At 35.8% G+C, this 24,370-nt stretch carries 19 protein-coding genes, 2 pseudogenes and 2 riboswitches; of the genes and pseudogenes, 15 read left to right on the top strand and 6 right to left on the bottom strand.

All coding sequences use genetic code 11. From position 1 onward, the window contains the following. Positions 1-142 precede the first annotated feature (142 nt). The 5 genes from A5866_RS04485 (at position 143) to A5866_RS04465 (ending at position 8,168) form a co-directional block, all read left to right on the top strand. Positions 143-589: a MarR family winged helix-turn-helix transcriptional regulator gene (locus A5866_RS04485; protein ID WP_086279137.1), complete on the top strand. Its 447-nt coding sequence runs from the start codon at positions 143-145 to the stop codon at positions 587-589. Next, positions 589-2,970, top strand: a complete 2,382-nt coding sequence (locus A5866_RS04480) for an ABC transporter ATP-binding protein (protein WP_086279138.1) — start codon at positions 589-591, stop codon at positions 2,968-2,970. The genes A5866_RS04485 and A5866_RS04480 overlap by 1 nt, the downstream gene beginning before the upstream one ends. Positions 2,971-2,985: 15 nt before the next feature. Then, positions 2,986-4,827: an ABC transporter ATP-binding protein gene (locus A5866_RS04475; RefSeq protein WP_086279139.1), complete on the top strand. Its 1,842-nt coding sequence runs from the start codon at positions 2,986-2,988 to the stop codon at positions 4,825-4,827. Between the two features lie 270 nt (positions 4,828-5,097). Then, positions 5,098-5,265, top strand: a riboswitch (M-box (ykoK) riboswitch). A 256-nt stretch (positions 5,266-5,521) separates the two neighbouring features. Then, positions 5,522-7,102, top strand: a complete 1,581-nt coding sequence (locus A5866_RS04470) for a phosphatase PAP2/LCP family protein (protein WP_086444263.1) — start codon at positions 5,522-5,524, stop codon at positions 7,100-7,102. A gap of 94 nt (positions 7,103-7,196) precedes the next feature. Next, complete coding sequence (locus A5866_RS04465; protein ID WP_086279141.1) at positions 7,197-8,168, top strand: diaminopimelate dehydrogenase; 972 nt, start codon at positions 7,197-7,199, stop codon at positions 8,166-8,168. Between the two features lie 237 nt (positions 8,169-8,405). Here the strand turns inward: A5866_RS04465 and nrdI are convergent, their stop codons facing one another. After that, the gene (gene nrdI, locus A5866_RS04460; RefSeq protein ID WP_086444264.1) at positions 8,406-8,858 is read right to left on the bottom strand and encodes a class Ib ribonucleoside-diphosphate reductase assembly flavoprotein NrdI; all 453 of its coding nucleotides are present in this window, start codon (positions 8,856-8,858) and stop codon (positions 8,406-8,408) included. Between the two features lie 220 nt (positions 8,859-9,078). Between nrdI and A5866_RS04455 the strand changes: the two are divergent. Beyond that, positions 9,079-9,518, top strand: a pseudogene (locus A5866_RS04455) (phage tail protein). A 235-nt stretch (positions 9,519-9,753) separates the two neighbouring features. Here the strand turns inward: A5866_RS04455 and A5866_RS04450 are convergent. Further along, on the bottom strand, positions 9,754-10,863 hold the full coding sequence (locus A5866_RS04450; protein ID WP_086444265.1) for a M50 family metallopeptidase: 1,110 nt from the start codon (positions 10,861-10,863) through the stop codon (positions 9,754-9,756). Between the two features lie 150 nt (positions 10,864-11,013). Beyond that, a riboswitch (TPP riboswitch) is annotated at positions 11,014-11,112 on the top strand. Between the two features lie 53 nt (positions 11,113-11,165). On the opposite strand from A5866_RS04450, the gene thiT reads away from it, so the two are divergent. The 6 genes and pseudogenes from thiT to A5866_RS04415 all read left to right on the top strand — a co-directional run bounded on the left by thiT (position 11,166) and on the right by A5866_RS04415 (position 17,258). Continuing rightward, on the top strand, positions 11,166-11,768 hold the full coding sequence (gene thiT / locus A5866_RS04445) for an energy-coupled thiamine transporter ThiT (RefSeq protein WP_086444266.1): 603 nt from the start codon (positions 11,166-11,168) through the stop codon (positions 11,766-11,768). 123 nt (positions 11,769-11,891) lie between these two features. After that, entirely contained in the window at positions 11,892-12,431 is a 540-nt protein-coding gene (locus tag A5866_RS04440) for a sigma-70 family RNA polymerase sigma factor (protein WP_086444267.1), read from the top strand. Then, positions 12,424-13,350, top strand: coding sequence for a hypothetical protein (locus tag A5866_RS04435; RefSeq protein WP_086279146.1), 927 nt, complete (start codon positions 12,424-12,426; stop codon positions 13,348-13,350). Before A5866_RS04440 ends, A5866_RS04435 begins: the two co-directional genes overlap by 8 nt. Before the next feature lie 37 nt (positions 13,351-13,387). Then, positions 13,388-14,059 carry a hypothetical protein gene (locus A5866_RS04430; protein ID WP_086444268.1) on the top strand — a complete coding sequence of 224 codons (672 nt, stop codon included), beginning with the start codon at positions 13,388-13,390 and terminating at the stop codon, positions 14,057-14,059. Positions 14,060-14,306: 247 nt separating this feature from the next. Next, a pseudogene (locus A5866_RS04420) lies at positions 14,307-15,595 on the top strand (MFS transporter). Positions 15,596-15,701: 106 nt separating this feature from the next. Continuing rightward, a complete protein-coding gene (locus tag A5866_RS04415; protein ID WP_339099744.1) occupies positions 15,702-17,258 on the top strand; it encodes a hypothetical protein in 1,557 nt (518 codons plus the stop codon). A gap of 78 nt (positions 17,259-17,336) precedes the next feature. Here the strand turns inward: A5866_RS04415 and A5866_RS04410 are convergent, their stop codons facing one another. Then, positions 17,337-17,735 (bottom strand): VOC family protein, encoded by a 399-nt coding sequence (locus tag A5866_RS04410; protein ID WP_086444271.1) that lies wholly within the window; start codon positions 17,733-17,735, stop codon positions 17,337-17,339. Between the two features lie 237 nt (positions 17,736-17,972). Here A5866_RS04410 and A5866_RS04405 point away from each other — a divergent pair, with 237 nt between their 5' ends. The 3 genes from A5866_RS04405 (at position 17,973) to A5866_RS04395 (ending at position 21,723) form a co-directional block, all read left to right on the top strand. Then, on the top strand, positions 17,973-19,511 hold the full coding sequence (locus tag A5866_RS04405; protein WP_086444272.1) for a zinc ribbon domain-containing protein: 1,539 nt from the start codon (positions 17,973-17,975) through the stop codon (positions 19,509-19,511). A gap of 237 nt (positions 19,512-19,748) precedes the next feature. Continuing rightward, positions 19,749-20,939, top strand: coding sequence for a glycoside hydrolase family 3 N-terminal domain-containing protein (locus A5866_RS04400; protein WP_086444273.1), 1,191 nt, complete (start codon positions 19,749-19,751; stop codon positions 20,937-20,939). Positions 20,940-20,949: 10 nt separating this feature from the next. Further along, complete coding sequence (locus A5866_RS04395; protein ID WP_086444274.1) at positions 20,950-21,723, top strand: zinc ribbon domain-containing protein; 774 nt, start codon at positions 20,950-20,952, stop codon at positions 21,721-21,723. A 51-nt stretch (positions 21,724-21,774) separates the two neighbouring features. On the opposite strand, the gene A5866_RS04390 is transcribed toward A5866_RS04395, so the two are convergent. The 3 genes from A5866_RS04390 to A5866_RS04380 all read right to left on the bottom strand — a co-directional run bounded on the left by A5866_RS04390 (position 21,775) and on the right by A5866_RS04380 (position 23,983). Then, on the bottom strand, positions 21,775-22,626 hold the full coding sequence (locus tag A5866_RS04390; protein WP_086444275.1) for a MurR/RpiR family transcriptional regulator: 852 nt from the start codon (positions 22,624-22,626) through the stop codon (positions 21,775-21,777). Between the two features lie 107 nt (positions 22,627-22,733). After that, a complete protein-coding gene (locus tag A5866_RS04385; RefSeq protein ID WP_086279153.1) occupies positions 22,734-23,573 on the bottom strand; it encodes a Cof-type HAD-IIB family hydrolase in 840 nt (279 codons plus the stop codon). Between the two features lie 26 nt (positions 23,574-23,599). Continuing rightward, the gene (locus A5866_RS04380; RefSeq protein ID WP_086444276.1) at positions 23,600-23,983 is read right to left on the bottom strand and encodes a VOC family protein; all 384 of its coding nucleotides are present in this window, start codon (positions 23,981-23,983) and stop codon (positions 23,600-23,602) included. Positions 23,984-24,370: the final 387 nt, after the last annotated feature.

Raw genomic sequence — 24,370 nt, 5'->3', positions numbered from 1 at the left:
CAATAAAACCGTATTCATTATTTTTTTTGAACCAAGACTATTGACATCGAAAGCTATTTGCGTTAATATCAAACAGCATTAGTTACTAACGCTGTTAGCTATTAATGGTAGAAGTAATTATTTTGAAAAAAGGAGGAGTCACATGTCATACGCAGAAGAAGCCGAACAAGAGCTGATGCGTCTAATGGTTCAAAATCGACATAGCGCATTTAGCAGACTAGAAAAGAGTAATCAAGGTGAAAGTATTGTCATCAAATTTCTCGCACGTTACGGCGAACCAACTAGTCCCAAACATCTAGCTGAGTCATTGAACTTGTCCAGCGCTCGGATTGCTGTTGTTTTAGGGAGTTTAGAAAAAAAGGGACAAATCGAACGTAAGATGGATCCAGACGACCGTCGACGCATTCATGTTACCTTGACCGAGTGCGGCAAGAAAGTTGCTAAGCTGCAAAAGAAAGAAATGCGTGATAAAATCGTGCAGATTTTTAAACTAATGGGAGAAGCTGATACAAAAGTCTTTATCGAGCTAACTGCGAAATTCGTGGACTACTCTCAACAAATTTCCCAGAAAGAGGAAGGTGACCAATAGTGAAGATTTTTAAATATCTTGGCAAATACTGGTATGCGGTCATCGCAGTTCTTGTGCTTTTAGTTGTACAGGCAAATAGTGATTTAAGCTTACCAAAATTAACATCGGGTATCGTCGATGTCGGTATTCAACAAGGAGGGCTTGAATACTCCACACCTGAAAAAATCAGGAAAACAACTCTTCAGGGAATCGAAATGTTCATGACAGATGATGAGAAAAAAACAATTGAAGACAACTATAAACTAACAACTGAAAAAATCGATGGTAAAGAAGTTGAAGTGTATAAGTTAAATCTTCAAGACGGGATGACAGAAGCAAAACTAGCAGATATTTTTAATCTGCCAATGATGATGCTAGCGTCTTCTCAATCAAAAGATTCATCAAGTGGAAGTGAAGCCAAAGCAATTATCGAAGACTATAAAAAAGTTGGAGAAGATGCTACAAAAGCCAAACAACTTGGAGAAGAGGCTACGACTTTAGGGGAGCAAGCCCAAGCGGCTGGAAGTGCAGCTGCCTCTGCAACAGATGCGGCGACAGCAATGGAACAAGGGCAAAAAGCGCAGGATCTGGCTGCTCAAGCACAAGCCAAAGGTGCTGAAGCCAAAGCCTTAGCTGCCTCAATTCAAACAACGACTGACGCTATGCCGGAAAGAGTCGAATCAGCTCGTAAAGAGACGAAGAAAAGCTTAGGGGATCTTGGCGAAGATTCAATGAAAACGGTAGGGATTCAATTAACACTGGCTGAATATAAAGCACTGGACATGAATACCCAGCAAATTCAAACAGATTATATGGTTAAAACAGGAACCAAAATGGTTCTGTTAACACTTGTTTCAGCCGTAGCTGCAATCATTGTCGGATTGATTGCTTCATTAGTAGCAGCATCGGTTGGTCGAAATCTACGCGTTGGACAGTATGAACGTACGTTACAATTTTCAAATACCGAAATGGAAAAATTCTCACCTGCTTCGTTGATCACACGTAATACTAATGATATCCAACAAATGCAAATGGGGATCGTTATGATCATGCGTATTGTGTTATATGCGCCGATCTTAGGTATTGGCGGGATCTATAATGTTTACCAAACAGGAACAGGTATGGGCTGGATCGTAGGCGTTGCTGTAGCGGCTGTTTTGGTTTTAGTCTTAAGCCTACTATTAACAACGATGCCTAAGTTTAAAGCCTTACAAAACCTAGTGGATAGAGTGAACTTGGTTTCTCGTGAAATCATCACAGGTTTGCCAGTTATTCGAGCTTTTTCTCGTGAAAAATTTGAAGAAAAACGCTTTGATCGTGCCAATACTGATTTAATGAAAACACAATTATTTGTTAACCGAGCAATGTCGATTATGATGCCAGTAATGATGTTATTGATGAATGGTATTTCTGTTTTGATCGTTTGGGTCGGCGGACATAATATGAACAACGGGCAATTGCAAGTCGGTGATATGATGGCCTTCATCACATACACAATGCAAATTGTAATGGCCTTTATGATGTTATCAATGGTTTCAATTATTTTACCTCGTGCCAATGTCGCAGCAGGTCGAGTTGAAGAAGTGCTTGAAACAGAACCAACGATCAAAGACCCAGAACATCCAAAAGATGATCATGACTTTAAAGGTGAAGTGAAATTTGAAGCAGTTGAATTCCGTTATGGGGATGCTGATGAAGATGTCTTACACCATATCAATTTCACAGCCAAACCAGGTCAAACGACCGCTTTGATCGGCTCAACCGGTTCAGGTAAATCAACGATCGTTAACTTGATTCCTCGACTGTTTGATGTAACAGGTGGTAGAATCACGATCGATGGGATCGATGTACGTGAAATGAGCTTACACAAATTACATGAAATCATTGGATTTGTCCCGCAAAAAGGTGTTCTATTCTCAGGGGATATTGCCTCAAATATTAAATTTGGCGATGCAGATATAACTGATGAACGTATGAGAAAAGCAGCTGAAATTGCCCAAGCAGAAGAATTTATCGATTCTAATGAAAAGGGGTATGAACGAGAAATTTCTCAAGGTGGAACCAATGTTTCCGGCGGACAAAAACAACGTTTGTCCATTGCTCGTGCCTTAGCGAAAAATCCTAAAATCTTGATCTTCGATGATTCATTTTCAGCACTGGATAATAAGACTGATGTGGCATTACGTAAAGCTTTATCTGAAAATATCAAAGGTGCAACTCAAATCATCGTCGCTCAAAAAATCTCAACGATCCTTCATGCGGATAACATCATTGTATTAAATGAAGGACGTGTAGTCGATCATGGAACGCACGACGAGTTAATGAAATCATCCACTGTCTATCAAGAAATTGCTCAGTCACAATTGAGCAATGCTGAATTAGGCATAGAAGAAGCTGAGTAGGGAGGAGCGAAAATAATGGCAGAACAAACACAAAATCGCCCTCGTGGCGGACGCGGACCTGGACAAGGCGCTCCAGTAGAGAAAGCCAAAGATTTTAAAGGAACACTAAAAAAATTAATCTCCTATATTGGTGCTTATAAAATACCTGTTTTCTTTGTAATGATCTTTGCGATTGCTTCAACCGTCTTCAACATTTGGGGACCAAAAATCTTATCTAGTGCTATTACAGAATTATTTGATGGCTTGATCAAAAAATATCAAGGAACTGGTGGGATCGATTTTAATAAAATCGGCGGGATTTTACTATTCATGCTAGGACTGTACTTGGTGGCATCTGCTTTTGGGATCATCCAAGGCTGGATCATGTCAACGATTTCGCAAAAAATCACGTATCGGATGCGGAAAGAAATTTCAGAAAAAATCAATCGCATGCCAATGAATTATTTTGAAAGTCGGACAACCGGTGAAGTATTGTCACGAATCACCAATGACGTAGATACCTTAGGCCAATCACTAAACCAATCGATCACACAACTGATCACTTCCGTATTCACGATCATTGGGGTTATTGTCATGATGTTATCGATCTCGGTACAAATGACAGGTATCGCTATTTTGATCGTACCTATTTCAATGATTTTGATTATGATCGTTGTAAAAAATTCACAAAAATATTTTAAAACACAACAAGAATACCTTGGTGTAATTAACGGTAAAGTGGAAGAAACAATTGGTGGTTACAATATCGTTCGTCTATTCAATGATGAAGAAAATTCTTTAAAAGAATTTAAAACGCAAAATGATGTTTTATTCAAATCAGCTTGGAAGTCTCAATTTCTTTCTGGTTTGATGCAGCCAATCATGAACTTTGTTGGAAATCTAGGCTATGTTGCTGTTGCGATCTTCGGTGGGATTTTAGCCTACAATGGTACGATCACAGTAGGGGATATTCAAGCCTTTATCCAATATGTACGTAACTTGACACAACCAATTGCACAATTAGCACAAGTATCTAACTTGCTGCAATCAATGGCTGCGGCTGCAGAACGCGTCTTTGAATTTCTTGAAGAAGATGAAGAAGCACAAACTGTACCAAATCCAGTTAAAATCGATAAAGCCAAAGGTATGGTTGATTTTGAACACGTACGTTTTGGTTACACACCAGATAAAATCATTATCAATGATTTCAGTTCACATGTTGATCCAGGCCAAACGGTGGCGATTGTTGGACCAACGGGAGCCGGTAAAACGACGATGGTCAAACTATTGATGCGCTTTTATGATGTAACGTCTGGCGCGATTAAAATCGACGGACACAATATCAAAGACTTTAATCGTGCAGATTTACGTAAAAATATCGGAATGGTTTTACAGGATACATGGTTATTTAAAGGAACCATTATGGAAAACCTTCGTTATGGTCGTTTAGATGCAACAGACGAAGAAGTTTACGAAGCAGCAAAAGCGGCTCACGTACATCACTTTATTCAAACCTTGCCTGGCGGCTACAACATGGAATTAAATGAAGAATCTTCCAATATTTCGCAAGGTCAAAAACAACTATTAACAATTGCTCGTGCAATTTTAGCAGATAAACCAATTTTGATCCTTGATGAAGCAACCTCATCTGTTGATACAAGAACGGAAGGATTGATCCAAGGAGCAATGAATAACTTAATGGCAGGTCGTACGTCATTCGTTATCGCTCACCGTTTATCAACCATCAAAGATGCAGATAAGATTCTTTACATGCAAGATGGAGATATTAAAGAACAAGGAACACATGAAGAATTACTCGCTGAAGGTGGCTATTATGCCTCACTTTACAACTCACAATTTGAAGAGTTGGATGAGTAAGCAACGCAGTTTAGTCATTTAAGTTAAGCGAAATTCGATTATCTTATAAAAAAGTTAGAAAAGGCGTAGTTAGTCTTTTCTAGCTTTTTTTCGTTGCTGGAAGTGTTTAAATAGTTAAAGTCTAACGATAGTTATCTCTTGTAGTTGAAGAAAGATGATAACTGTTTGTCAGTTTAAAATAATTGACTTTAAATTAAGAAAAGTTAAAGAGTCATAAAACAACTTGAAAAAGATTTATGCTAGCGTTATTATTTAGAAAAATAAATAGAAAAATAACCTTGTTAGGTGAGGCTCCTATACAAACACAGGCTATTGCGCAGAAACGTCGAAAGACGCCAATGTGTAAAACAGGAATTGTCGAATTAAGGCTTTTCATAAAATAGCTAAGAGATTTTCTTTACGTTGTATAGTGCTAAAACTCAGACGATGAGATTGATTAAAAGTCAAACGTCTAGGAAAAAAATGTTTGGCTTTTTTTAGTTGAGTAGATGGCTTGCCTGTTTACTTCATTTTTACCGTCGTAGTACCTGCCTGTGTATTTTAGGAGTGTAGTTTGACGGAAATGACCGCTAGATGTTTCGCTGCTATTTTACTTAGGAGCGTGAGTTTAGTGGTTTTTTCTTTGCTCTAAGGATCAAAGGAATAACTTTGAGCCAACGACCGGCTTGAATATGAAAATGAAGGGATTTATTACATGAATACGTTGAAAGAAAAGAAATTCACTCCAGCTGTTTTAAGTATCGTACTGTTTACTGCGCTAACTTTTTTAATTGTCAGTAATGTTCAGTGGTTTAGCGATTTAGATTCAGCAATCTACCGATTTGATTGGAAACCTAATGGGTTTATCACGAATGTTGTGGCGTTGATTGCTAAAACTGCTACGATCATTCCAGTTTTTATCATAAGTTTACTGGTTTCATTTGGGTTATGGCGAAATAAGCATAAATTGTTGGCAGTCTGGATGAGTAGTAATGTTTTAGTCGTTAGTGTATTGGGGTTTGTGCTGAAGCATTTCGTTGCACGGACGAGACCTGATGTTGCACAATTAGTGGAAAAAACGTCCTATAGCTTTCCGAGTGGACATTCACTTTTAGCAATGTGTTTGGCTTGTTCGCTTATTTTGAGTGTCAAAACCATTTACTCTGAGCAAACCCTAAATTATAACAGATTAAAAAAAATCCTAATTATCTATGTTCTTTTGATTGGTTTAGGACGGATCTACCTAAGAGTGCATTATCCAAGTGATGTGATTGGTGGTTTTCTTTTGAGCTTTGCTTGGGTAAATCTTTCGTATGTTTGTCTTCAACGATTTTTTCTAAATAGAACATTTGCAACGCCGGACTCCAAAAAACGCTTTATCCAAAAAACAGTTTTAAGTTCTTTAACATTACTTTTACTTGTTGTTGCAGGTGCTTCGGTTTATGGTGCTACGGTTTTTAATAATGTTCAAAAAACAGCTGATAAGATCTATCAACCATTAAATCGAGAAAATAAATCTGTAGAGTTGGACAAGAGTGAGCCAGTGAGCTTTTTACTTTTAGGAATAGCGAATGATTCAAAGCGTAAAACTGATTTTCGGGCAAATACGATAATGGTTGTCACAGTTAATAATCAATTGAAGAAAACAACCATTACGAGTATTCCCAGAGATGCTTATGTAGAAATAATTGGAAAAGAGGGTGTGTATGACAAAATCAATCATGCTCATTCATTTGGCGGGGATGAAATGATGATCGAGACTGTTGAGCATTACTTAGATATCCCAATCAATCATTATTTTGTGATCAATATGGATGGTTTAGCTGCGTTGAGTGATGCTGTTGGCGGTGTTACAGTCAATAATGATTTTGAGTTTGATGCAGAAGGAATTCATTATCCAAAAGGGGAGCAGCATTTAGGCGGTTGGGAAACATTACAATACGCAAGAATGCGCTATGAAGATCCGTTAGGTGATTACGGCAGACAAAAAAGACAGCGAGAGGTCACGATTCAGCTGACGAAAGAATTAACTTCAATGAAGAGTGTTCTTCGATACCAAGAATTATTAGATGTCATTGGCGAAAACGGACAAACGGATATGACACTCGATCAAATGATTTTATTGATGAAAAATTATCAGAAAGCCTTAAACAACATTGAAAGTTATCAGATGCAGGGCGAAGGTTTTACTGGAGATGGTTATACAGGTGAAGAAGGTATCTCTTATCAAAGTATTTCAGATGAAGAAAAAGAGAAAGTGACAACAGAATTAAAACAACAATTGAATTTACCATAAAGATAGTAGGTTAAATTCTATTTCTAAGCTTCCGATTGTCAGACTATTTTCTCCTTTGGTATAATCTGATTTATAGAAGTGGAGGAATGTAAGTATGATCAAAGTAGCGATTATCGGGTACGGGAACCTGGGACGTGGGGTTGAACGATCACTAAAACAACAGAAAGATATGGAACTAGTAGGTGTTTATACAAGAAGAGCGCCAGAGACGGTTCAAACAGAAGGTGCACAAGCCTTCACTATGGATCAACTCAAGGAGAAAAAAGAGGAGATCGATGTTTGTATTCTATGTGGTGGTTCAGCAACTGATTTACCAGTACAAACACCAGAATGGACGCATTTATTTAATACGATCGATAGTTTTGACACGCACGCGAAGATTCCAGAACACTTTGCTAAAGTAGATCGCGTAGCAAAAGAAAATCAGACGACGTCAATTATTTCAACGGGGTGGGATCCAGGCTTATTTAGTTTAAATCGGTTATACGCACAAAGTATTTTACCAGTGGGAGAGACGAATACTTTTTGGGGAAAAGGCGTTAGCCAAGGGCATTCTGATGCATTAAGACGGATTGAAGGCGTAACAGACGCCGTGCAATATACAATTCCCAATAGTGAAGTGATCGAGAAACTTAAAGCGGGGGAACAATTAACTTTAACCACTCGGGATAAACACTTCAGAGAATGTTTCGTGGTATTAGCGGATGAGATTGATCCAGAAAAAATTCGAGAAGAAATTGTTTCAATGCCGAATTACTTTGTTGAGTATGACACAGAAGTTCATTTTGTTACCCAAGCAGAATTGGACCAAAATCATAAGGCAATGCCTCATGGAGGGACTGTTTTGCATACTGGAACGACTCATAAGAATACGAAGCAAGTCATTGAATATAACTTACAACTGGAAAGCAATCCAGAATTTACAGCAAGTGTCTTAGTTGCATATGCTAGAGCTTGTGTTCGGTTAGCAAAAGAGAAACAATTTGGGGCCTATACTGTTTTAGATATTGCCCCTAAATATTTGTCTGATCGAACAGATGAAGAATTAAGAAAAGAGTTATTGTAATTTTTTACAGTGAATTTAAAGAGAATGTTGATCAGAACATTCTCTTTTTTGCACTTGCTTAACGTGAAGATTGGATGTGTAAACGTAAATCAAAGTAAAAGATCGATTACAAACATAACAACGACAATGCTGCTCTTTTTTTGTGGTGGCATTTTAGATTATATCGATCTTGGTGAAGTAAGTGGTTAAAATCAAACAAAACAGCAGTTTCAATAATAATTAAAAAATCCGCCAATCTCATAAATCAGAGACTGGTGGATTTTTAATGGTTTCGGCCATTACAGTATAAACACGCTCTAAATCTTCTTGCGTTCCACGTAATTCATAGTCTGCTAAAAAAGGAAAGCCGAATTTTTGAGCGTATTGTTTTGCTGTCAAACAGTATTGATGATTAAAATTTTTATTTCCACTACCAACAACACCAAGACAATACCGATAGTTACCATGATACTCTAAATACTCCCGCATTGTTTCAGTCAGTATTTCTGTGTCACCATTATCGACCCCGTTACCGCCGTCTAAATAAGTTGGGACAAAAGTGAAAAAAGGAGCATGTTCGTCTTCAAAAACTGAATTTTCATGGATTTCTTTGATGTTGATCTGTGTATTATATTTATCAGCAGCATAGATCGCTAAACGCTGGACAAATGAACGAGTGTTACCCGAAATTGAAATATAAAAAATGTTCATTTTAAAACCTCCTTAAAATAAGAACCGTATTAGATTATCTAGAGTTATAGTAGATGAATTGAAACTATTAAGTTCTTGGTTATCATTTTACACCCTAATCATAGTGAATGGAAAGTAAATTCCCACATTTTTGTGAAGAATATCATTTAATCTTTATTGTTTGTCACTAATTCCTTCATCTCCTATAATAGGCCTATACAAGAAGAAAAGAGGAGCCAAAATGACTTATAAAGTAGAGTTTAAAGAGGTATCAACCGTTGGTCTTGAAATATCTCCAGTGGCCGTTGCACTAGCCGTATTACGTGCGAATGAAGCTCGCTATTATTGGAATAAATACAAACATGAATTTGTAACTGTCCCCGCAAGTGATGATCCTAAAACCTTAGCTTGGGTCGAGAGGATTTTAGCAGAACGTGAGATGAAATTTCCGTATAAACCATTAGAGGTTTCTAGCTTTGAAGTGGACGGCATCAAAATGGCTTAGCAGTCAACGTGATGTATACCCTTGAAAATGGTGGGAAACGTGCAGTTGGCTTTAAATTATCGGATGGTATGGACATTCCAGCTGAGTTTGAAGGGAAATTCAAATTTGCTCGTCAAAAATCAAAATTAGCTGGTACGATTCGTGGGTCATTCTATGTAATCAAAGGAGAATATTAATCGTTCTTTGGCATCTAAATAAAGGACAAGTTTGGATGTGCTCTTAATAAAAAAAGTGATTAGAGGTTGGGGCAGAAGCGTTTAATCCCGAGAAATAAGAAGGAATTCACGAAAATTGCTCTTCAAATTTTTTGTGAATTTCGGCTTATTTCCGAAGGGATTGCTTCTGCTCCACCGTTTATTCGGGATCAGTGTGTTTAACAAAAAGAGAATCGACTCCTGTCCTAGCCTCTAATCACTTTTTTTGATCAAATTGTTTATTATTATTAGCTAAAATTTCCTTGTAAAGCCAATCATTTAACGTCAGCTCGGCTTTGGCATCCCCAAGATTTGGTGCTTTATTAACGAAAGATTTCCCTTTTTTTAAGCAATCTAAAGCTGTTTTAACATCATTTTCTACAAAATAGTAATAGGTAGCTTCGATACGCTTATTCCCCATCAAAGGTTGTTTCAAGCTTAGTTGGACTTTTTTATCAGACCATAATTGAGGAAGGCGTTGATCTTCTGGATTATTAATCGCCAATGAAAAGATCATTTCTTTTTTCGCTTCAATTTGATAGATAGAAATTAACTCATCTAGTCGAAGCCATAACGATTCCATCTCTTTATTTAAGCTTTTCCAATCCAGTTCTTCTGAAAATCGAGCAATTTTTAAAAATTGTTGGTAGTCATTAGAATAGGTTTGCTTCGGGATAGCTGGAACTAATTCAAAATAGGCCTTTGGTAGTTCAATGTAACTAAAGCCTTGATTTAAAAGAGAATTCACTTCAAATTGCAAGTATAATAAATATTGCTGTTCTTCACTAGAGGTAGCTGTTTTTAAGCTCATACCATCATTAAATCCCATTGGAACAGCATTTGTAAGAGCTGTTAACAGCCCAGTAACGATAAATGCCACAGCAATCAGCGAGTGAAATCCAAATAAAATCCAAACGATACCAGAAGCGATCACGTTTGCTAAAACACCACCTAATAAATATAGGTGAAAAGGAAACTTCCCCTTTTCATAGGTTGGAGGTGCCATCAAGCATTGTCCAAGGGTACCGGGAACGTTGAAGCGTCTATACGCAACTCCACCATTCGTTTGCCAAACCCACATAAAAGAGAAAATTCGGTAACTCACCATTTTATAACCAGTTAATTTCCCAAAAATGCCATGACCTGCTTCGTGGATAATGATATGAAGGATATAAGAAAGAATCAGCGCAAAGACAAAAATAAGTATGTCTAAAACAGATAAATCAAGATTATTTTTTGCAATTAGATATCCCCCAAAATAGCCACCTATGCCTCCTAACCCTAATGAAATCAAAATAGAACCAACATTTTTTACCTTTTTTTTCATACGAGACCTCCTTAGTTTAATTCTATTTTACCGTATTGATATAGAGAAAGCTCACCCTTTTTTATCAAAGTCGCTTCTTTACTTTTTTTGAACAACATGTTACTCTTTTAGTGTTGTCAGAAAATGATGACCACTAAAAATTAAATAGAACCCATCACAAAGGGGAGCCATGGCTGAGAATGAGTAATAACTCTAAACCCTTCGAACCTGTTCGTTAGTACGAGCGTAGGAATTGTGATGGAGTAAATAGCAACTTTTACTCCTCCTTTGTGAATCGGTCGTTCTAGAGGGAGGATTTTTTTATGCAAAGAACATCAGAGTTACGAGTTTGGATCGAAGGAACGATCGTGGCAGCTATTGCAATGGTGTTGTCCTTTATTCCAACGAATATTGGTAGTAGTTTTTCAATATCATTAGGGATGATCCCTATCACGCTTTATGCTTTACGGAGAGGAACCAAAGCTGGCTTCTTTTCAGCATTTATTTGGGGCTTGTTACATTTTCCTTTAGCTCAAGTCTATTATTTGATGCCAGCCCAAGTGATCATTGAGTATATTTTAGCTTTTGGTTTTGCAGGTTTTGCAGGCGTTTATAGTGACAAATTGCAACAAGCAATTCGAAATGAAGAATATAAGAAGAGTAGCCGCATCATTATCTATGCTTCATTTTTTGGCACACTTATGCGTTATATTTGGCACTTTATTGCAGGCGTGATTTTCTGGGGGAGCTTTGCACTCTGGGGAATGAATCCATGGTTGTTTTCGTTTGTAATGAATGGGTTAAGTGGGGTAGCAACTGCAATTGTAACATCAGTTGTGCTGCTATTGCTTCTTAGAATCGATCCTAAGCTATTTACCCCTACAACGATGACAGGAATTCGTCATCATCATAAAGAAATTGAATAAAGGGGTATCATTTAATGTAATTCTAGTATCTGGGCTAAAACGTAGAAAGTTTTAGCTCTTTTTTTATTTTGATTGAAACCTAAATACAATTTTTTTACACTATTAGGGTGAAGAGGTGAGGAAATGGGGAAGTTTAGTTATTCAGAACGTTTATTGGTCAAAAAAGCGATCAAAGGAGATGTCCAAGCATTAGGTAAACTATTACAGAAAAATCATGAATATCTATATAAAATGGCGTACATCTATATTGGGAATAAGGAAGATGCGTTAGATATTATGCAAGAGGCCGCAATCCAGTCGATAAAATCGATTCACTCATTAAAAGAACCAAGCTATTTTTTAACTTGGTTTTGTACGATTATGGCAAGACTGGCAAGTAAAGTGATCGATCAAAAGGTTAAAATCCGAGCATTACAGAACAATTCCGCGTATACGGAGCCAAAAGATCCATCGTTCAATAAGAACCAAAGCATTGACGTATTAGAAGCGGTAATAAGCTTAGATGACAACTATCGTTTGGTTTTACAGTTATTTTACTATCAGGATCTGTCAGTCAAAGAAATCAGCGAAGTTTTAGCGATGCCACAAGGAACAGTCAAAACAAATTTAAAACGGGGACGTGAAGCACTTAGACAAACATTGGGGGAGGATTATTATGTCTGATAACGAGAAGAAAATTTTAGAAAAAGCGATGAAGCAAATAAAAGTACCATATGAAGACGCACTCACGGTTTTAGAGACACATTCAAACCAAAGGAAAACGAAGTTCAGTAAACTGAAATATAAATGGGGGGAGCTGATTCTATCAGGTATCATCATTGTCTGTTTAGTTTTTGTAGGAGCATTAATGTGGCCAAAGAATAATGAAATAACTAAACCAAGTGCTTCCATTTCTACTTCTTCTACATCGGAAAATACAAATGAAATACCAGCGACTATTTTACAATCCGTAAAATATTGGAAAATCAAGAACGAAGAGAAGTATTACAGTTTTAGTGAAAGTAAGATTCGGATGATTGTCCAGTATTTCACGCGAATGGAGCCTGAATATACATTTAAGGAAGATCAGTTAATTATATTTGACAAAGTCATCAATGATCAGGGGGAGATCGTTGCTGATACCTATTCATATCAAGTGAAAAGAGATGGTGCAAATTTAGTATTAGAACCAAATTCAGCTGAAATAGAACGTCTCATTTTAGAGCCACATAACGAAGAAATTTTTCCCTATACTGAAGAAAGTATCAAAAAACTTCAGCCAGCTGTTGAACCAGATTTCACTAAATATGCTTCATGGACATCAATTATAAAAGGAAATCATGGCTTAAATAGTACGGTTACGTTTGACGGATTTCTTAGAAAAGAAAAAATTGATGGTGAAGAAAGATGGATGACAACTACTTATGAAGTAAAGGATAATCAAATACTGGTGAACTATGGTGGTTATACAATTGGCAGTGATATGTATTGGGATGGAGAGAATATTGTTTTATGGCCAGCCTCAAGTACACTTCCAAAATCAGAAGACAGAGAAGAATACAATGAGGAAATCGTTACGCTCCTTAAGCCAAATAAAGAATAGGATTTATTTTAGATCATATAGTTGAAAGGATGAAAAAATGAAAAATGAAAGAGTTATTCGTTGGGGAAATGCACTTGCAGTCTTGATTGGTTGTACAGCAATAGGTTTTTTCGCATGTGAAATGGTCAAACTAACGCAAGAAGTTCAAGCGGATGAGTCATACGGAGCAAAAATGACTAAAACATCCGATAAACCAAATGAATTACCCAAAGAAGCGAAACAAACGATACAAGTCCATAACGTTAAAGAAAATAGCATCGTTAGACCGATTAAGGTAGAACATGGTGGGGAAGTAACAAAAGAAGAATTGATGAAATATAGTTGGGTTGTCTTAGATCAGGGAATGGATGAAGAATTCTTTCAAAATAAAGAATTTGAATCAGTGCATATTTTTACAGAACAAAAACGGAAAATCATCACCTTCGATAAAAAGTCAGGTAAGGCATTAAACAGTTTAGATAAGGAAACTGGGAAAGAATTACCACCAGGCGAAGATCTAAGCATTATTGGTTACACAATGACGGGTAATGAATTTCGAGAAGAGGTCAAAATGCATGGTAAAACGCTAAGCTCAACGTGTAAAGTGTATTGGGTTGACGATAAAATCGTCTTTACGCCATTTGATGAATACGATCATAAGAAAGAACGGCAAACTATTTATCAACCAGTGGAATTTATTGAAAAAAATGAATTTGTGGAAAAGAAGTAGCTTAACAATTAGTTAAGAAATTCTGTATTTGGCTGCCGTATATTTGTATTCTAAGTGTCTTGGATATGACTCGTAGAGTTATGTCCAAGACACTTTTATATCCTTTTTAGCTGGATTAATTAGTTGTAGGAAAAGAATCCCTAAAGTAGAATCAATGTAGATGAAGTTGTAAATCAAGGAACCCATTAAATGATGTACATAAAAAAGAGAATACCAGAAAATAAATCATCATTCGAGGAGTGAACATATGTCTGAGCATTCTACTACATCTGACATGATTCATTGGAAAAAGAACTTCTATTTATTCCTAACAGGGCAATTTTTATCAGGAATTACAAGTATGACCGTCCAATACTCAATAATTTGGTATTTGACTAAAACAACGGGTTCAGCAACCGTCTTAAGTTTTGCTTTGCTGCTGGGCATGTTGCCAATGGTTCTATTAAGTCCATTTGCCGGACCATTGATTGATCGTTGGAATAAAAAAGTGTTGTTGATGGTGACAGATATTATTGTCGCAATCTTTGCTTTGATTTTATCGATCGTTGGAGCGATTTCAGCAGATTTTCCTTTATGGTTAGTGTTCGTCTCATTATTGGTTCGTTCTGTTGCACAAACTTTTCATATGCCAACGATTCAATCCATATACCAACAATGGTACCTGAAGATGAGCTAACAAAAGTCAATGGACAATTTAGCATGGTTCAATCAGCAAATTTTATTATTGCTCCAGCATTAGGTGCAGTGCTGTATTCTATTGTTCCAATGAATTTTTTGATTTTATTAGATGTACTTGGAGCTGTCTTTGGTGTAGGTTTATTGATTTTTTTTACCATTCCCAAAGTTACCTTGAAAGGGGAGGCCATCCATCTTTTGGCAGATACTAAGTTTGGCTTTAAAAAATTATTTGAAAATAAAGGCTTATGGTATATTATGATCGTTGGATCGATTTTCATGTTACTATTCATGCCAGCTGCAAGCTTATATCCATTGATGACGATGAATTATTTTAATGAATCGGTTGGGCAAGCTGGATTGGTCGAAGTGGTTTATTTTGTAGGAATGCTGATTGGTGGGGCTGAGATCGGAATCCTTGGGAAATGGAAAAATCGAATGACGCTGATATTTTGGGCTTATGCAGTGATTGGTGCTTCAATTGGATTAAGTGGATTGTTACCTGCTACAAGTAAGGGATTTATCTATTTTGTTTTGTTAAATTCGATTGCAGGCTTTGCAACGCCATATTTCATTACTTTATTGATGGCGATGAGTCAACAAAGTTATGATCCAAATGTGTTAAGAGTGCTAAATTCCTTGATGAGCATCACAGGACCAGTTGGACTAATCTTTGTAGGAACATTAGCAGATAGAATTGGGGTAGAGAAAATGTTTGTGATCGCAGGTATCGGTACGTTGGTGTGTGGTGTGATCAATTTTATGATACCAGTATCACGTAATTATGATAAAGAATTACAGAAACGATTAGCGAAAGCGAGAGTAGAAGAGGATAAAGAAGTGAGGCATGTAGAAGGTTAGCAAAATAGCTGGAGAGACAGACGAATGAATTGTTTGTCTTTCTTTATTTTTAGTTCAAATAGACTGTGGTACAATTATTAGAAAAAGGAAAAAGGAAAAAGTTAAAATGAAAAAAATGGGGTATTCGTTGTTTTTAATTTGTTTTGCAGGTATATTTTTTTCACAAAGTAGCTACGCACAGCCATATATTGAAGACCAAACGGGAAAAGTCAATCAAGAAACCAAGGATTATGTTTCTACGTTGAATAAAGAAAAGTTTTCAATTTTAGAGGAAGAGCCTGAGTATGGTGTGGCGATCACACAAGATGTGGAACCAAAGGGTAATCGGATAGATTTGCATATAGAAAATAAATTTAGAAATTTTGATTTTAAGACTAGAGAAGGACCAGTGAACATAGTTGTCGTCTTTGTTTTGGCGCAAAATGAAATAAGGTTTGCGCATGGAGAAAAGCTCACATCTATATTTGATCCGTTAAATAAAAACCTTGAATTAAAAGCACGATTGCTAAACCTAGTTAAGTCTGATAACTATAATGAAGCAATCATAGAAGTATCTGACATTGTTTATCAAGAGGTCAAACAGGCATATTTGGGAAAAGGTCTAGCAACTATTGCTAAAGAAAGTGATAAATTAAGAGAAGAATATGTTAAACAACAAGAGTATAGCAAGATACGTTATTTATTATTGTTTACATTTATTCTTGTTATCGTCTTCCTTGTTTATACTTTTTATTACCGCTACCAGAATAGTCGTGTTAAGCAGGACTTTTACACGCATAATATTCTTCCAGATAAGTTACTAAAAGATGGGCTATTCGATCAAAAGGATTTAGATCATTGGTTACAAAATAATCGGAAATTTTACCACGATTACACTAACAGAAACGAAGCAATTAGGGCGTTAAAATATTATTGCCTTTATCATTATTTTCCTAAAAAGATCAATCAATATAGAGCAATAACCGATCACCAAAAAAGTCTATTGAAAAAATCATTGATGAATCGAAAAATTGGGGATTATTTTTTTACTAACTATTTCTCAGATGAAGAATATACATTTCTGATGTTTAACACAATGATGATAGATGCTCAAAAAGTGTCAGCAGCATATGCTGAAAATCTTCTTAGTAGTTTAAGTAAGGCTATTTCTGAGAAGTCCATTGAGGATGAGATTCTGGAATCAAAATGGCCATTATTACCACAATACAAAATGAGTATGTATGAAGAAGCCAAATCAGTGATAGAAGCTAAACACGAAAACGGAGACTACTTGGCTGAAAATATGATTGCAAACCTTAGTTATGAGCAGTTACTTGATGATTTGTCTGATGAACTTGAAAACGTTTGTTTAAATTCCTTTAAAACAGCTATTTTCAAAGTAGATTTAGAAGAAGTTTATAAATTAAAACCAATTTATAAAGACATTATTGAAAATGATTTCTCAGATGAAGATTTGTCAGAAGTTATGTCTAGTATAAGAATCGGTTATAGAGCGGATCTTACCTCCATAGCTAAGTTGAAAGAAGTAGTGAGAGCGGCCATTATTAACATCCAAGAGACTATTAGAGATAGAAAGAAGCGTCAGACAACTGTAGTTCGTTTCGATTTTGTTGAAAGAGAAGTTAAAACAATTTTACGGCCGAAAAGTAAAAATAAATTTTGAATCAGTAAAAAACAAGCAGGTAATTGCCCGCTTGTTTTTTTAACCTATTTCTCTTTTCTTTAGGCTCTTTCTCTATTCCTACATTTTCATCCAAGTTGGTTCCAAAGAGTTTCCATCTGGATCTTGTACTTCTAACCCAAACATCATATCTTCCGGAATCCCCATATCTACTTTATAAAAATCGCCACCATTAGCTTTAGCAGTTTCAGCAAATTTTTTGACAGCATCTGCACTTTCCATACTGAAAGCGACTAAAACACCACTTTCTGTTTTTGCGTCTGCAATTTTTTTGTCTTTGATAAATTGACTATAAAACGAATGATCCAATAACATGATCCAAAAGTTATCATCCCAAACCATGGAGCTTGTTTGTTCATTTGAAAATTCTTGATTCTTTTTAAACCCTAATTTTTCATAAAATTCTGTAGAACGTACCACATCAGTGACTGGAAAATTTACAAATACCTTTGTTGCCATAAAAATCCAACCTTCTCTCTTTTTGCTGTTTAATACGAGTAAAGCATCTCATGTGGCTATTTTTTTGTCAAAAATAAAGAATTAAATTGAAAATGTTATTTAAATAGCAAATCATTCTTCCTATTTACGTGTAAATACTAAAATATATTTCGTTTTAATCTAAAAATAGTTGACTTTTTGTGCATAAAATAGAATGATAAGAGAGGGGATAAAAATGAATAAAAATAGGAGAGAAAAATGAAACTTTGTCGATCATGTCATCATGAAAATCAAGAAGAGGCAGTATTTTGTGAAAATTGCGGAGAAAAATTTGAGCAAGAGTCAATTCAATCAGAAACACTTGGAGAAGCAAAAGGAGCTAAAACAACCTGTTCCTGTGGTGCACAATTAGAAGCAGATGATAAATTCTGTCCTGCTTGTGGAAAAGCGGTTGCTAACGAGAGTAGGTACCAAGCGCAGACTGTTGCAAAAACACCAATGAGTAAAAAGCAAAAGCTCATACTTGGTCTAGTTGCTGTCCTTTTGTGCATCGCTTTCGGTAGTTATTTTGCTACGAAGAATTATTATAGTCAGGAAAATCAGCTCAAAAGAATGGTAGAGACAGTTCAAAACAAAGATGTAAATCAAATGGAAAAATTGACGTTTTCAGCCGATCCAAACTATACTGTAACCAAGAAAGAATTAAAAAAGTATTTTGACTATTATAGTCAGAACGAACACAAAGCAGCCTTTTCCCAGCTAATCACTCAATTGAAAACGAAAGACAATCAAAACAGCGAGTTAGTATTCGTAAAAAAAGGAAAAAAACTTTTGTTATTCGATGATTTTCGCTGGGAGCTAAAGCCTAGATATATCACCATTACAGCAAATCAAAAAGATATGAAGCTATTTTTGGATGATCAAGAAAAAGAGACAACTGACAAAAATCAGTTTCAAACTGTGTGGGGCCCCTTAACACCGGCTGAGTATTGGATCAAAGGGGAGTTAGCAGGAGAAAAAAGTGAAACAACAATTGATTTAGTTCAATCTTCTGATTCAGATCTGCAACAGATGAGTCAAGTTAGCTTAGATTTTAGGAAAATCTCATTTAAGTTGAAGTCGAATATCTCAGATGCAGAAGTATTTCTTGACGATCAAAAAGTCGGCCAACTTGCATCAGAAGAATATGAAGTGAAAAATCAGATATGGCATCAAGGAATGACTGTTCAATTGAAAAAAACGTTGGATGATAAAAGTATCATTGAAACAAAGCAGCAAGTAATCACAGATTCTTCCTTTGCGGCTGATAATTATGATCCAGAATCGTATTCTTCGATGATTGAATTAAATTTCGCAGATATTCAAGGGAAATCAGAAGTTGACTATTTTTTAAATGGATTTTACGCAGCAGTTTCAAGCTATACAGGAACATACACAACTTATGATGCAATCAATAAGCAAAAATTTTCTACTTATTTTACGGATGGAGAAAATAATGCTGAGTATCAGGATTTTAATACATTTATTCAATCTATCCGAGATAGTAAGGTTAAAAGCGCAGTCAATGGCTCGCCAACCGTGGAAACTGTTAAAATGAATGGGAAGAATAGCTATGTGGTTCGCTATTTAATCAAATATGAGACCAGTTATCAAGATTACAAAACTAAGGATATAACTCAAATTTTCCGCTATCAAAAAGCAACACTTATCTATGACGAAGAAGCAAAGAAATTTACTATTCAAAGTCTAGGTGGTAAAGAGAATTTTGAAATAGTTGATAATGGCGGAATTGAATGATACAACAAATGAGCTTGTGATGTTTGACAATTGATTTGGTGGTAAAATCTAGTCTTTCAGAAAAAACGAAGTAATAACGTTGGAAAACCTTGTTTAGATCTTGTTGTGATAAAGCAATTCTCCTGAATTTTTAGTTTAAAATAGAGTGAAACCGATAAGTCTATGTTATATTGAAAAGGAAAAACCAACCAAACAATGTAATCCATATGAGGAGGTAATACCATCAATAACAAAAAGATGATTGTCAGTGCAATACTAGTTTTACTAACGATTTTGGGTATTAGTTTAGCGATAATTTTATTTCTTAATCAAGATAAAAATACAGAGACTGCTAAAAGTAATGATAATGAAGCGACATCAACTAGCAAAGAGACAAAGGATTCAACGAAAGAAACAGGGGGGAATAACATAAAAGATCCAGAGAAAATAATCAATGAAATGATCGCTAATATGAGTGTGGAAGAAAAAGTTGGACAATTATTCTTGGCACGAGTACCAATTGATCAGCAGTTAGAAAGTATCAAAAATTATCATTTAGGCGGCTATCTTCTTTTTGGGCGTGATGTTGAATCTGAGACACCAGACTCACTGAAGGATAAAATAAAATCCTATCAATCTGCAAGTAAAGTACCATTGTTTATTGCCTCAGATGAAGAAGGTGGTGATGTTTCTCGTTTAAGCAGAGGAACAGGCTTGGTTTCGGAAGTTTTTAAATCACCACAAGAAGTCTATCAGGAATCAGGGTGGCCGGGGATTCGTTCGGATATTCAAAAAAAAGCAGCAATACTCCATTCGTATGGGATCCAAGGGGGCTTATTTCCTGATGCAGATGTTGCGACTGATCCACAAGCCTTTATTTATGATCGAACCTTAGGTCTTGATGCACAAAAAACAAGTGAGTTTATTAAAATCAGTGTTGAAGAATTAAAAAAACAAAAGATAACGTCTACGTTAAAACATTTTCCCGGCTACGGCAATAATCGTGACTCTCATGTGGAAATCGTTTATGACACGCGCAGTATCGATGAACTAAGAAGCAACGACTTTTTACCTTTTAAAGCAGGGATCGATGCTGGTGCAGATAGTGTTTTAGTTTCTCACAATATTATTACAAGTATTGATGGAACGATGCCAGCTTCAATTTCTCGCCCCGTCCATGATGTTTTAAGGAATGAATTAGGTTTTGAAAAAGTTATTATGACAGATGATATGGATATGGCGGGTCTTGCCGATTTCATTTCTCAAGAAGAAGCAGGGCTAGCCGCATTAAAAGCAGGGAATGATTTGATTTTATCTTCCTCTTTTCAAGAACAGATTCCTTATGTTCTACAGGGGATCGAAGCAGGAACATATACAGAGGAAGCTTTGAATCAATCAGTTTATCGAGTATTAAAAATGAAAAATGATGTAGGGTTAATAAATTGGTAGAGGTGTAAAAATGAAGTATTGTATTCAATGTGGTAAAGAACTGAAGACTGGGGCAAAATTTTGCTCTGCTTGTGGTAAAAGGCAAAATCAAGAGCAAACAGAAGCGACCACAGTAGAGACTGTTTTAGAAAAAGGAGCACAAATCCAATCCACAATAAATGAGCAACTGAAAAGCAATCAAACGGTTCAGCAGCTAACGAAAGAAAGCAAAAATTATTTTAGTTGGCTTAATAGTCAAATTAAAGGAAACAATACTAATACAGAACAAGCGAGTTCCATTTTTGGTGTTATCAACTTTTTAATTTTAATCGTTGTGAACAGCCTAGCAATTAGTCGGAGTATGTTAAGGATGGATGGTTACGGGGCTGAAACGGCACTATCATTATTTATTGAAAATTTATTAGTGATCGGCATTTACTTTGCACTTTTTGGCTCGGTCTATTTTGTGGCAATTACCAAAATATCAAAGAAAAAGAGCTCATTCATGGTTGATTTTTCAGAATTGTTTCGTTCAACAAGCTTAGCGGTTTATATTAGTCTAGGTGCTTTCGTCTGTTCTTTTTTGACAAGAGATTTTTATATGATCGTGATGGGCTTGCTGTGTCTAGTAGCTTTGATGGTTAGTTTCTCATTTACGGATCATTTGTGGAAAAGAGAAGACATCTTAAGTCGTTTTGGGCTAACCTTACTGGTATTGTTAGTATCATTTGTAGTTATATTCTTACTATTTAATCTTGTAGGCGGTTCGAAATTACTTGACCTCTTTTTGGTAAACCTTAAGTAATGCAGATAAAAACAGCTCATACTTTATTGGATGAGCTGTTTTTTTAATTAACTAAATCAAATTTGGATTCATCTTTTGATAGTTTTCTAGTTTATAAGCTAGATTTTTTTCATAATCTTGATTAAAGAAACTAAGATATAAACGATCGAAGAGATACATCAAGGACATCCGTGTTGAGAAAGATGAAATCTTGTTATAGTGGTTTTCCATTGAGGAAAATAGTAAAATACCAGCGACTTTTTCTTTTAGAAGTGGGCTGTTTTGTGAGGTAATCAATAGAATCTGACTGTTATTTTTCTGTAAAATGTCTAAGATTTTTTTTACGCTGGAGCCGCGTCCTTCGTAAGAGACAACAATCGCAAGATGATCAGGCGTGCTATTGGCAGCGGATAAATTTTGTGTGTAGTCATCAATCGGAACGTTGATTCTTTTTCCGATTTCTAGCATTTGAAATTGAAAGTTTTGGGCAAAATAAATGTTCGCAGATGAAGCGTAAACATCGATAAACTTTGCCTTTTTAAGGAGTAAGTTAGTAGAAGCAATCATTTCAACATTATTGATATCAATCGTTGACTGGAGCGTTTGTTCATAGACTGTCTTTAGTTTCTTAGTCATGGCATAATGATTATCTTCTGCTGAAATGGGGTAATCAATATCAATAATTTGATCTGTCATGTGCTCATTTAGATCATTGACTAAAGCTAGTTTAAGATCGTTCAGTCCATCAAGATCAAGTTTATTGATCAGGCGGTATATCGTTGAAATAGAGACAAAAGAATGTTCTGCCAATTCCTTTGGTGAAAAATGAATCACTTTGCCTGGATAATCGAGAATGTAGTCAACAAGTGCTTGTTCACTTGTGGTAAGTCGCTCTAGTTTTTTCAATTTTACGATTAAATTCATTAGATAAACACCTTTCAGTTAGGTTTGTATATATGCATTATAACTGATTATTGTTCAGGTGTGGGAAATAAAAAAGATCAGGATGATTGTCTCCTGATCTTTTTTATTTATAATAAGTCAGCTAAGGCTTTCGCGATGCCATCTTCATTATTAGATAATGTGATTTTATCTGCAGCATTCTTCAACTCATCAACCGCATTCCCCATGGCTATCCCCATTCCAGCATATTGGATCAAGGACAAATCATTATGTCCGTCACCAAATGAAATGATATGTTCTTTATGGATGCCTAAAGGTTTTAATGTTTGCTCTAAAGCATTGGCCTTATCAATACCCTGATCCGTAAATTCAAAATACATTGGTGCTGAAAACATCCCGCTAACGGTTTGATTAAACGGTGCAAGAATTTTTTGCCAGTGTTCTTGTAAATACTCAGGTTGAGCAGCAACCAAAATTTTGTGTAAAGGAAAATCAACAAAAGCTGCTAAATCATCTTTTTCACATAATTGAAAATTACCGCCACGCGATTCGTATTCGATAATGTTAAACAGCCCATCCGCCGAGCCTAGATCCAACATCCCATCAAAGACATTATTGACATACATATAGTCATCTTTAGCGATCATTGGTTTTACATCAAATTGTTTAAGATGCTCTAATATATTTTTACTACTTTCAATCGAAAGGGGTTGGCTGAATAGTTCTTTTTGAGTGCTCACATCCAGGACATGGGCCCCATTATAAGAAACAAGCAGGCCATTATAGCGATCCATCTCTAATTCTTCAACATATTTCAGCATACCAGGAGTTGGTCTGCCAGAGGCAAGAATGACTTTAATGCCATTTTTTTGCGCATCGATCAACGCCGTTCTAGTTTGGCTAGTTAGTTTTTTTTCATCATTCAAAAGTGTTCCATCAATATCTAAAACAATCGCTTTTACATCCATAGTATTTCCTCCGTCTATCCTTGATTTTAAACAGTTAATTCTAAGCGATTTCCTTCTGGATCCGCAATAACAGACTCGTAATAACCATCTCCAGTAGTCCGAACTGGACTTAATAGCTTATAGCCTTCCATCACTAATATGTTCGTGAGATTATCAACGTTATCTTTGGTGCCTAAAGAAATCGCTAAATGAGCAAAACCAAGCATTTCGTTCTCTAAATTACGATCTATAACATCATCTCGTTGCATGATTTCAAGTCTTGCGCCATCCGCAAACGTTAAAAAATAAGAATGGAAACTTGTTTTTGTGTTGTGATAAAGCTCAGAAGCTGTTGCATTAAAATAGGTTTCATAAAACGTACGCATATTTTCTAAGTCTTTGACCCATAAACCAATGTGTTCAATTTTCATAGTAAAATCTCCTTTTCTATCAAATACAGTAACTATTTTATTGTTCCGATTCACTATAGTATAAAGCATAATGAAGCAAGAAAGAGTGATGCCAGAGAGATTGACAGATTTTTTTCAAAAATAGTAACGATCAATAGATAAAAGTGAAAATTTTTATTCAATAACGACTAATTATAGTTAAACATTTTTGAGCTTCGTTTCTAAAGCATGTAGGCTCATAAATACGAAAGGAACAAGAATAATTAGCTGTTATTTTGAGAGGAGCGACATGAAACAGTGGGTTAAGTAATATCACTTGGGTCCGTTACTTTTTTCTTTTTACTAGTCTCCTGATGCAGTGCGCTAAATGGTTGTTGACAAGACTAAAATCAGCATGATATAGTGGAT

Origin of the sequence: Enterococcus sp. 12C11_DIV0727 (assembly GCF_002148425.2) — a bacterium.
Lineage (GTDB): Bacteria > Bacillota > Bacilli > Lactobacillales > Enterococcaceae > Enterococcus_L > Enterococcus_L lemimoniae.
Note: the sequence above shows the minus strand (reverse complement) of the source record. Positions and strands in the feature narration are given on the sequence as shown.

Bases quoted from the DNA above. Each gene is read 5' to 3' on its own strand.
- A5866_RS04485 (WP_086279137.1), top strand. From the start codon at position 143: ATGTCATACGCAGAAGAAGCCGAACAAGAGCTGATGCGTCTAATGGTT.
- A5866_RS04475 (WP_086279139.1), top strand. From the start codon at position 2,986: ATGGCAGAACAAACACAAAATCGCCCTCGTGGCGGACGCGGACCTGGA.
- A5866_RS04470 (WP_086444263.1), top strand. From the start codon at position 5,522: ATGAATACGTTGAAAGAAAAGAAATTCACTCCAGCTGTTTTAAGTATC.
- A5866_RS04465 (WP_086279141.1), top strand. From the start codon at position 7,197: ATGATCAAAGTAGCGATTATCGGGTACGGGAACCTGGGACGTGGGGTT.
- nrdI (WP_086444264.1), bottom strand. From the start codon at position 8,858: ATGAACATTTTTTATATTTCAATTTCGGGTAACACTCGTTCATTTGTC.
- A5866_RS04450 (WP_086444265.1), bottom strand. From the start codon at position 10,863: ATGAAAAAAAAGGTAAAAAATGTTGGTTCTATTTTGATTTCATTAGGG.
- thiT (WP_086444266.1), top strand. From the start codon at position 11,166: ATGCAAAGAACATCAGAGTTACGAGTTTGGATCGAAGGAACGATCGTG.
- A5866_RS04440 (WP_086444267.1), top strand. From the start codon at position 11,892: ATGGGGAAGTTTAGTTATTCAGAACGTTTATTGGTCAAAAAAGCGATC.
- A5866_RS04435 (WP_086279146.1), top strand. From the start codon at position 12,424: ATGTCTGATAACGAGAAGAAAATTTTAGAAAAAGCGATGAAGCAAATA.
- A5866_RS04430 (WP_086444268.1), top strand. From the start codon at position 13,388: ATGAAAAATGAAAGAGTTATTCGTTGGGGAAATGCACTTGCAGTCTTG.
- A5866_RS04415 (WP_339099744.1), top strand. From the start codon at position 15,702: ATGAAAAAAATGGGGTATTCGTTGTTTTTAATTTGTTTTGCAGGTATA.
- A5866_RS04410 (WP_086444271.1), bottom strand. From the start codon at position 17,735: ATGGCAACAAAGGTATTTGTAAATTTTCCAGTCACTGATGTGGTACGT.
- A5866_RS04405 (WP_086444272.1), top strand. From the start codon at position 17,973: ATGAAACTTTGTCGATCATGTCATCATGAAAATCAAGAAGAGGCAGTA.
- A5866_RS04400 (WP_086444273.1), top strand. From the start codon at position 19,749: ATGATTGTCAGTGCAATACTAGTTTTACTAACGATTTTGGGTATTAGT.
- A5866_RS04395 (WP_086444274.1), top strand. From the start codon at position 20,950: ATGAAGTATTGTATTCAATGTGGTAAAGAACTGAAGACTGGGGCAAAA.
- A5866_RS04390 (WP_086444275.1), bottom strand. From the start codon at position 22,626: ATGAATTTAATCGTAAAATTGAAAAAACTAGAGCGACTTACCACAAGT.
- A5866_RS04385 (WP_086279153.1), bottom strand. From the start codon at position 23,573: ATGGATGTAAAAGCGATTGTTTTAGATATTGATGGAACACTTTTGAAT.
- A5866_RS04380 (WP_086444276.1), bottom strand. From the start codon at position 23,983: ATGAAAATTGAACACATTGGTTTATGGGTCAAAGACTTAGAAAATATG.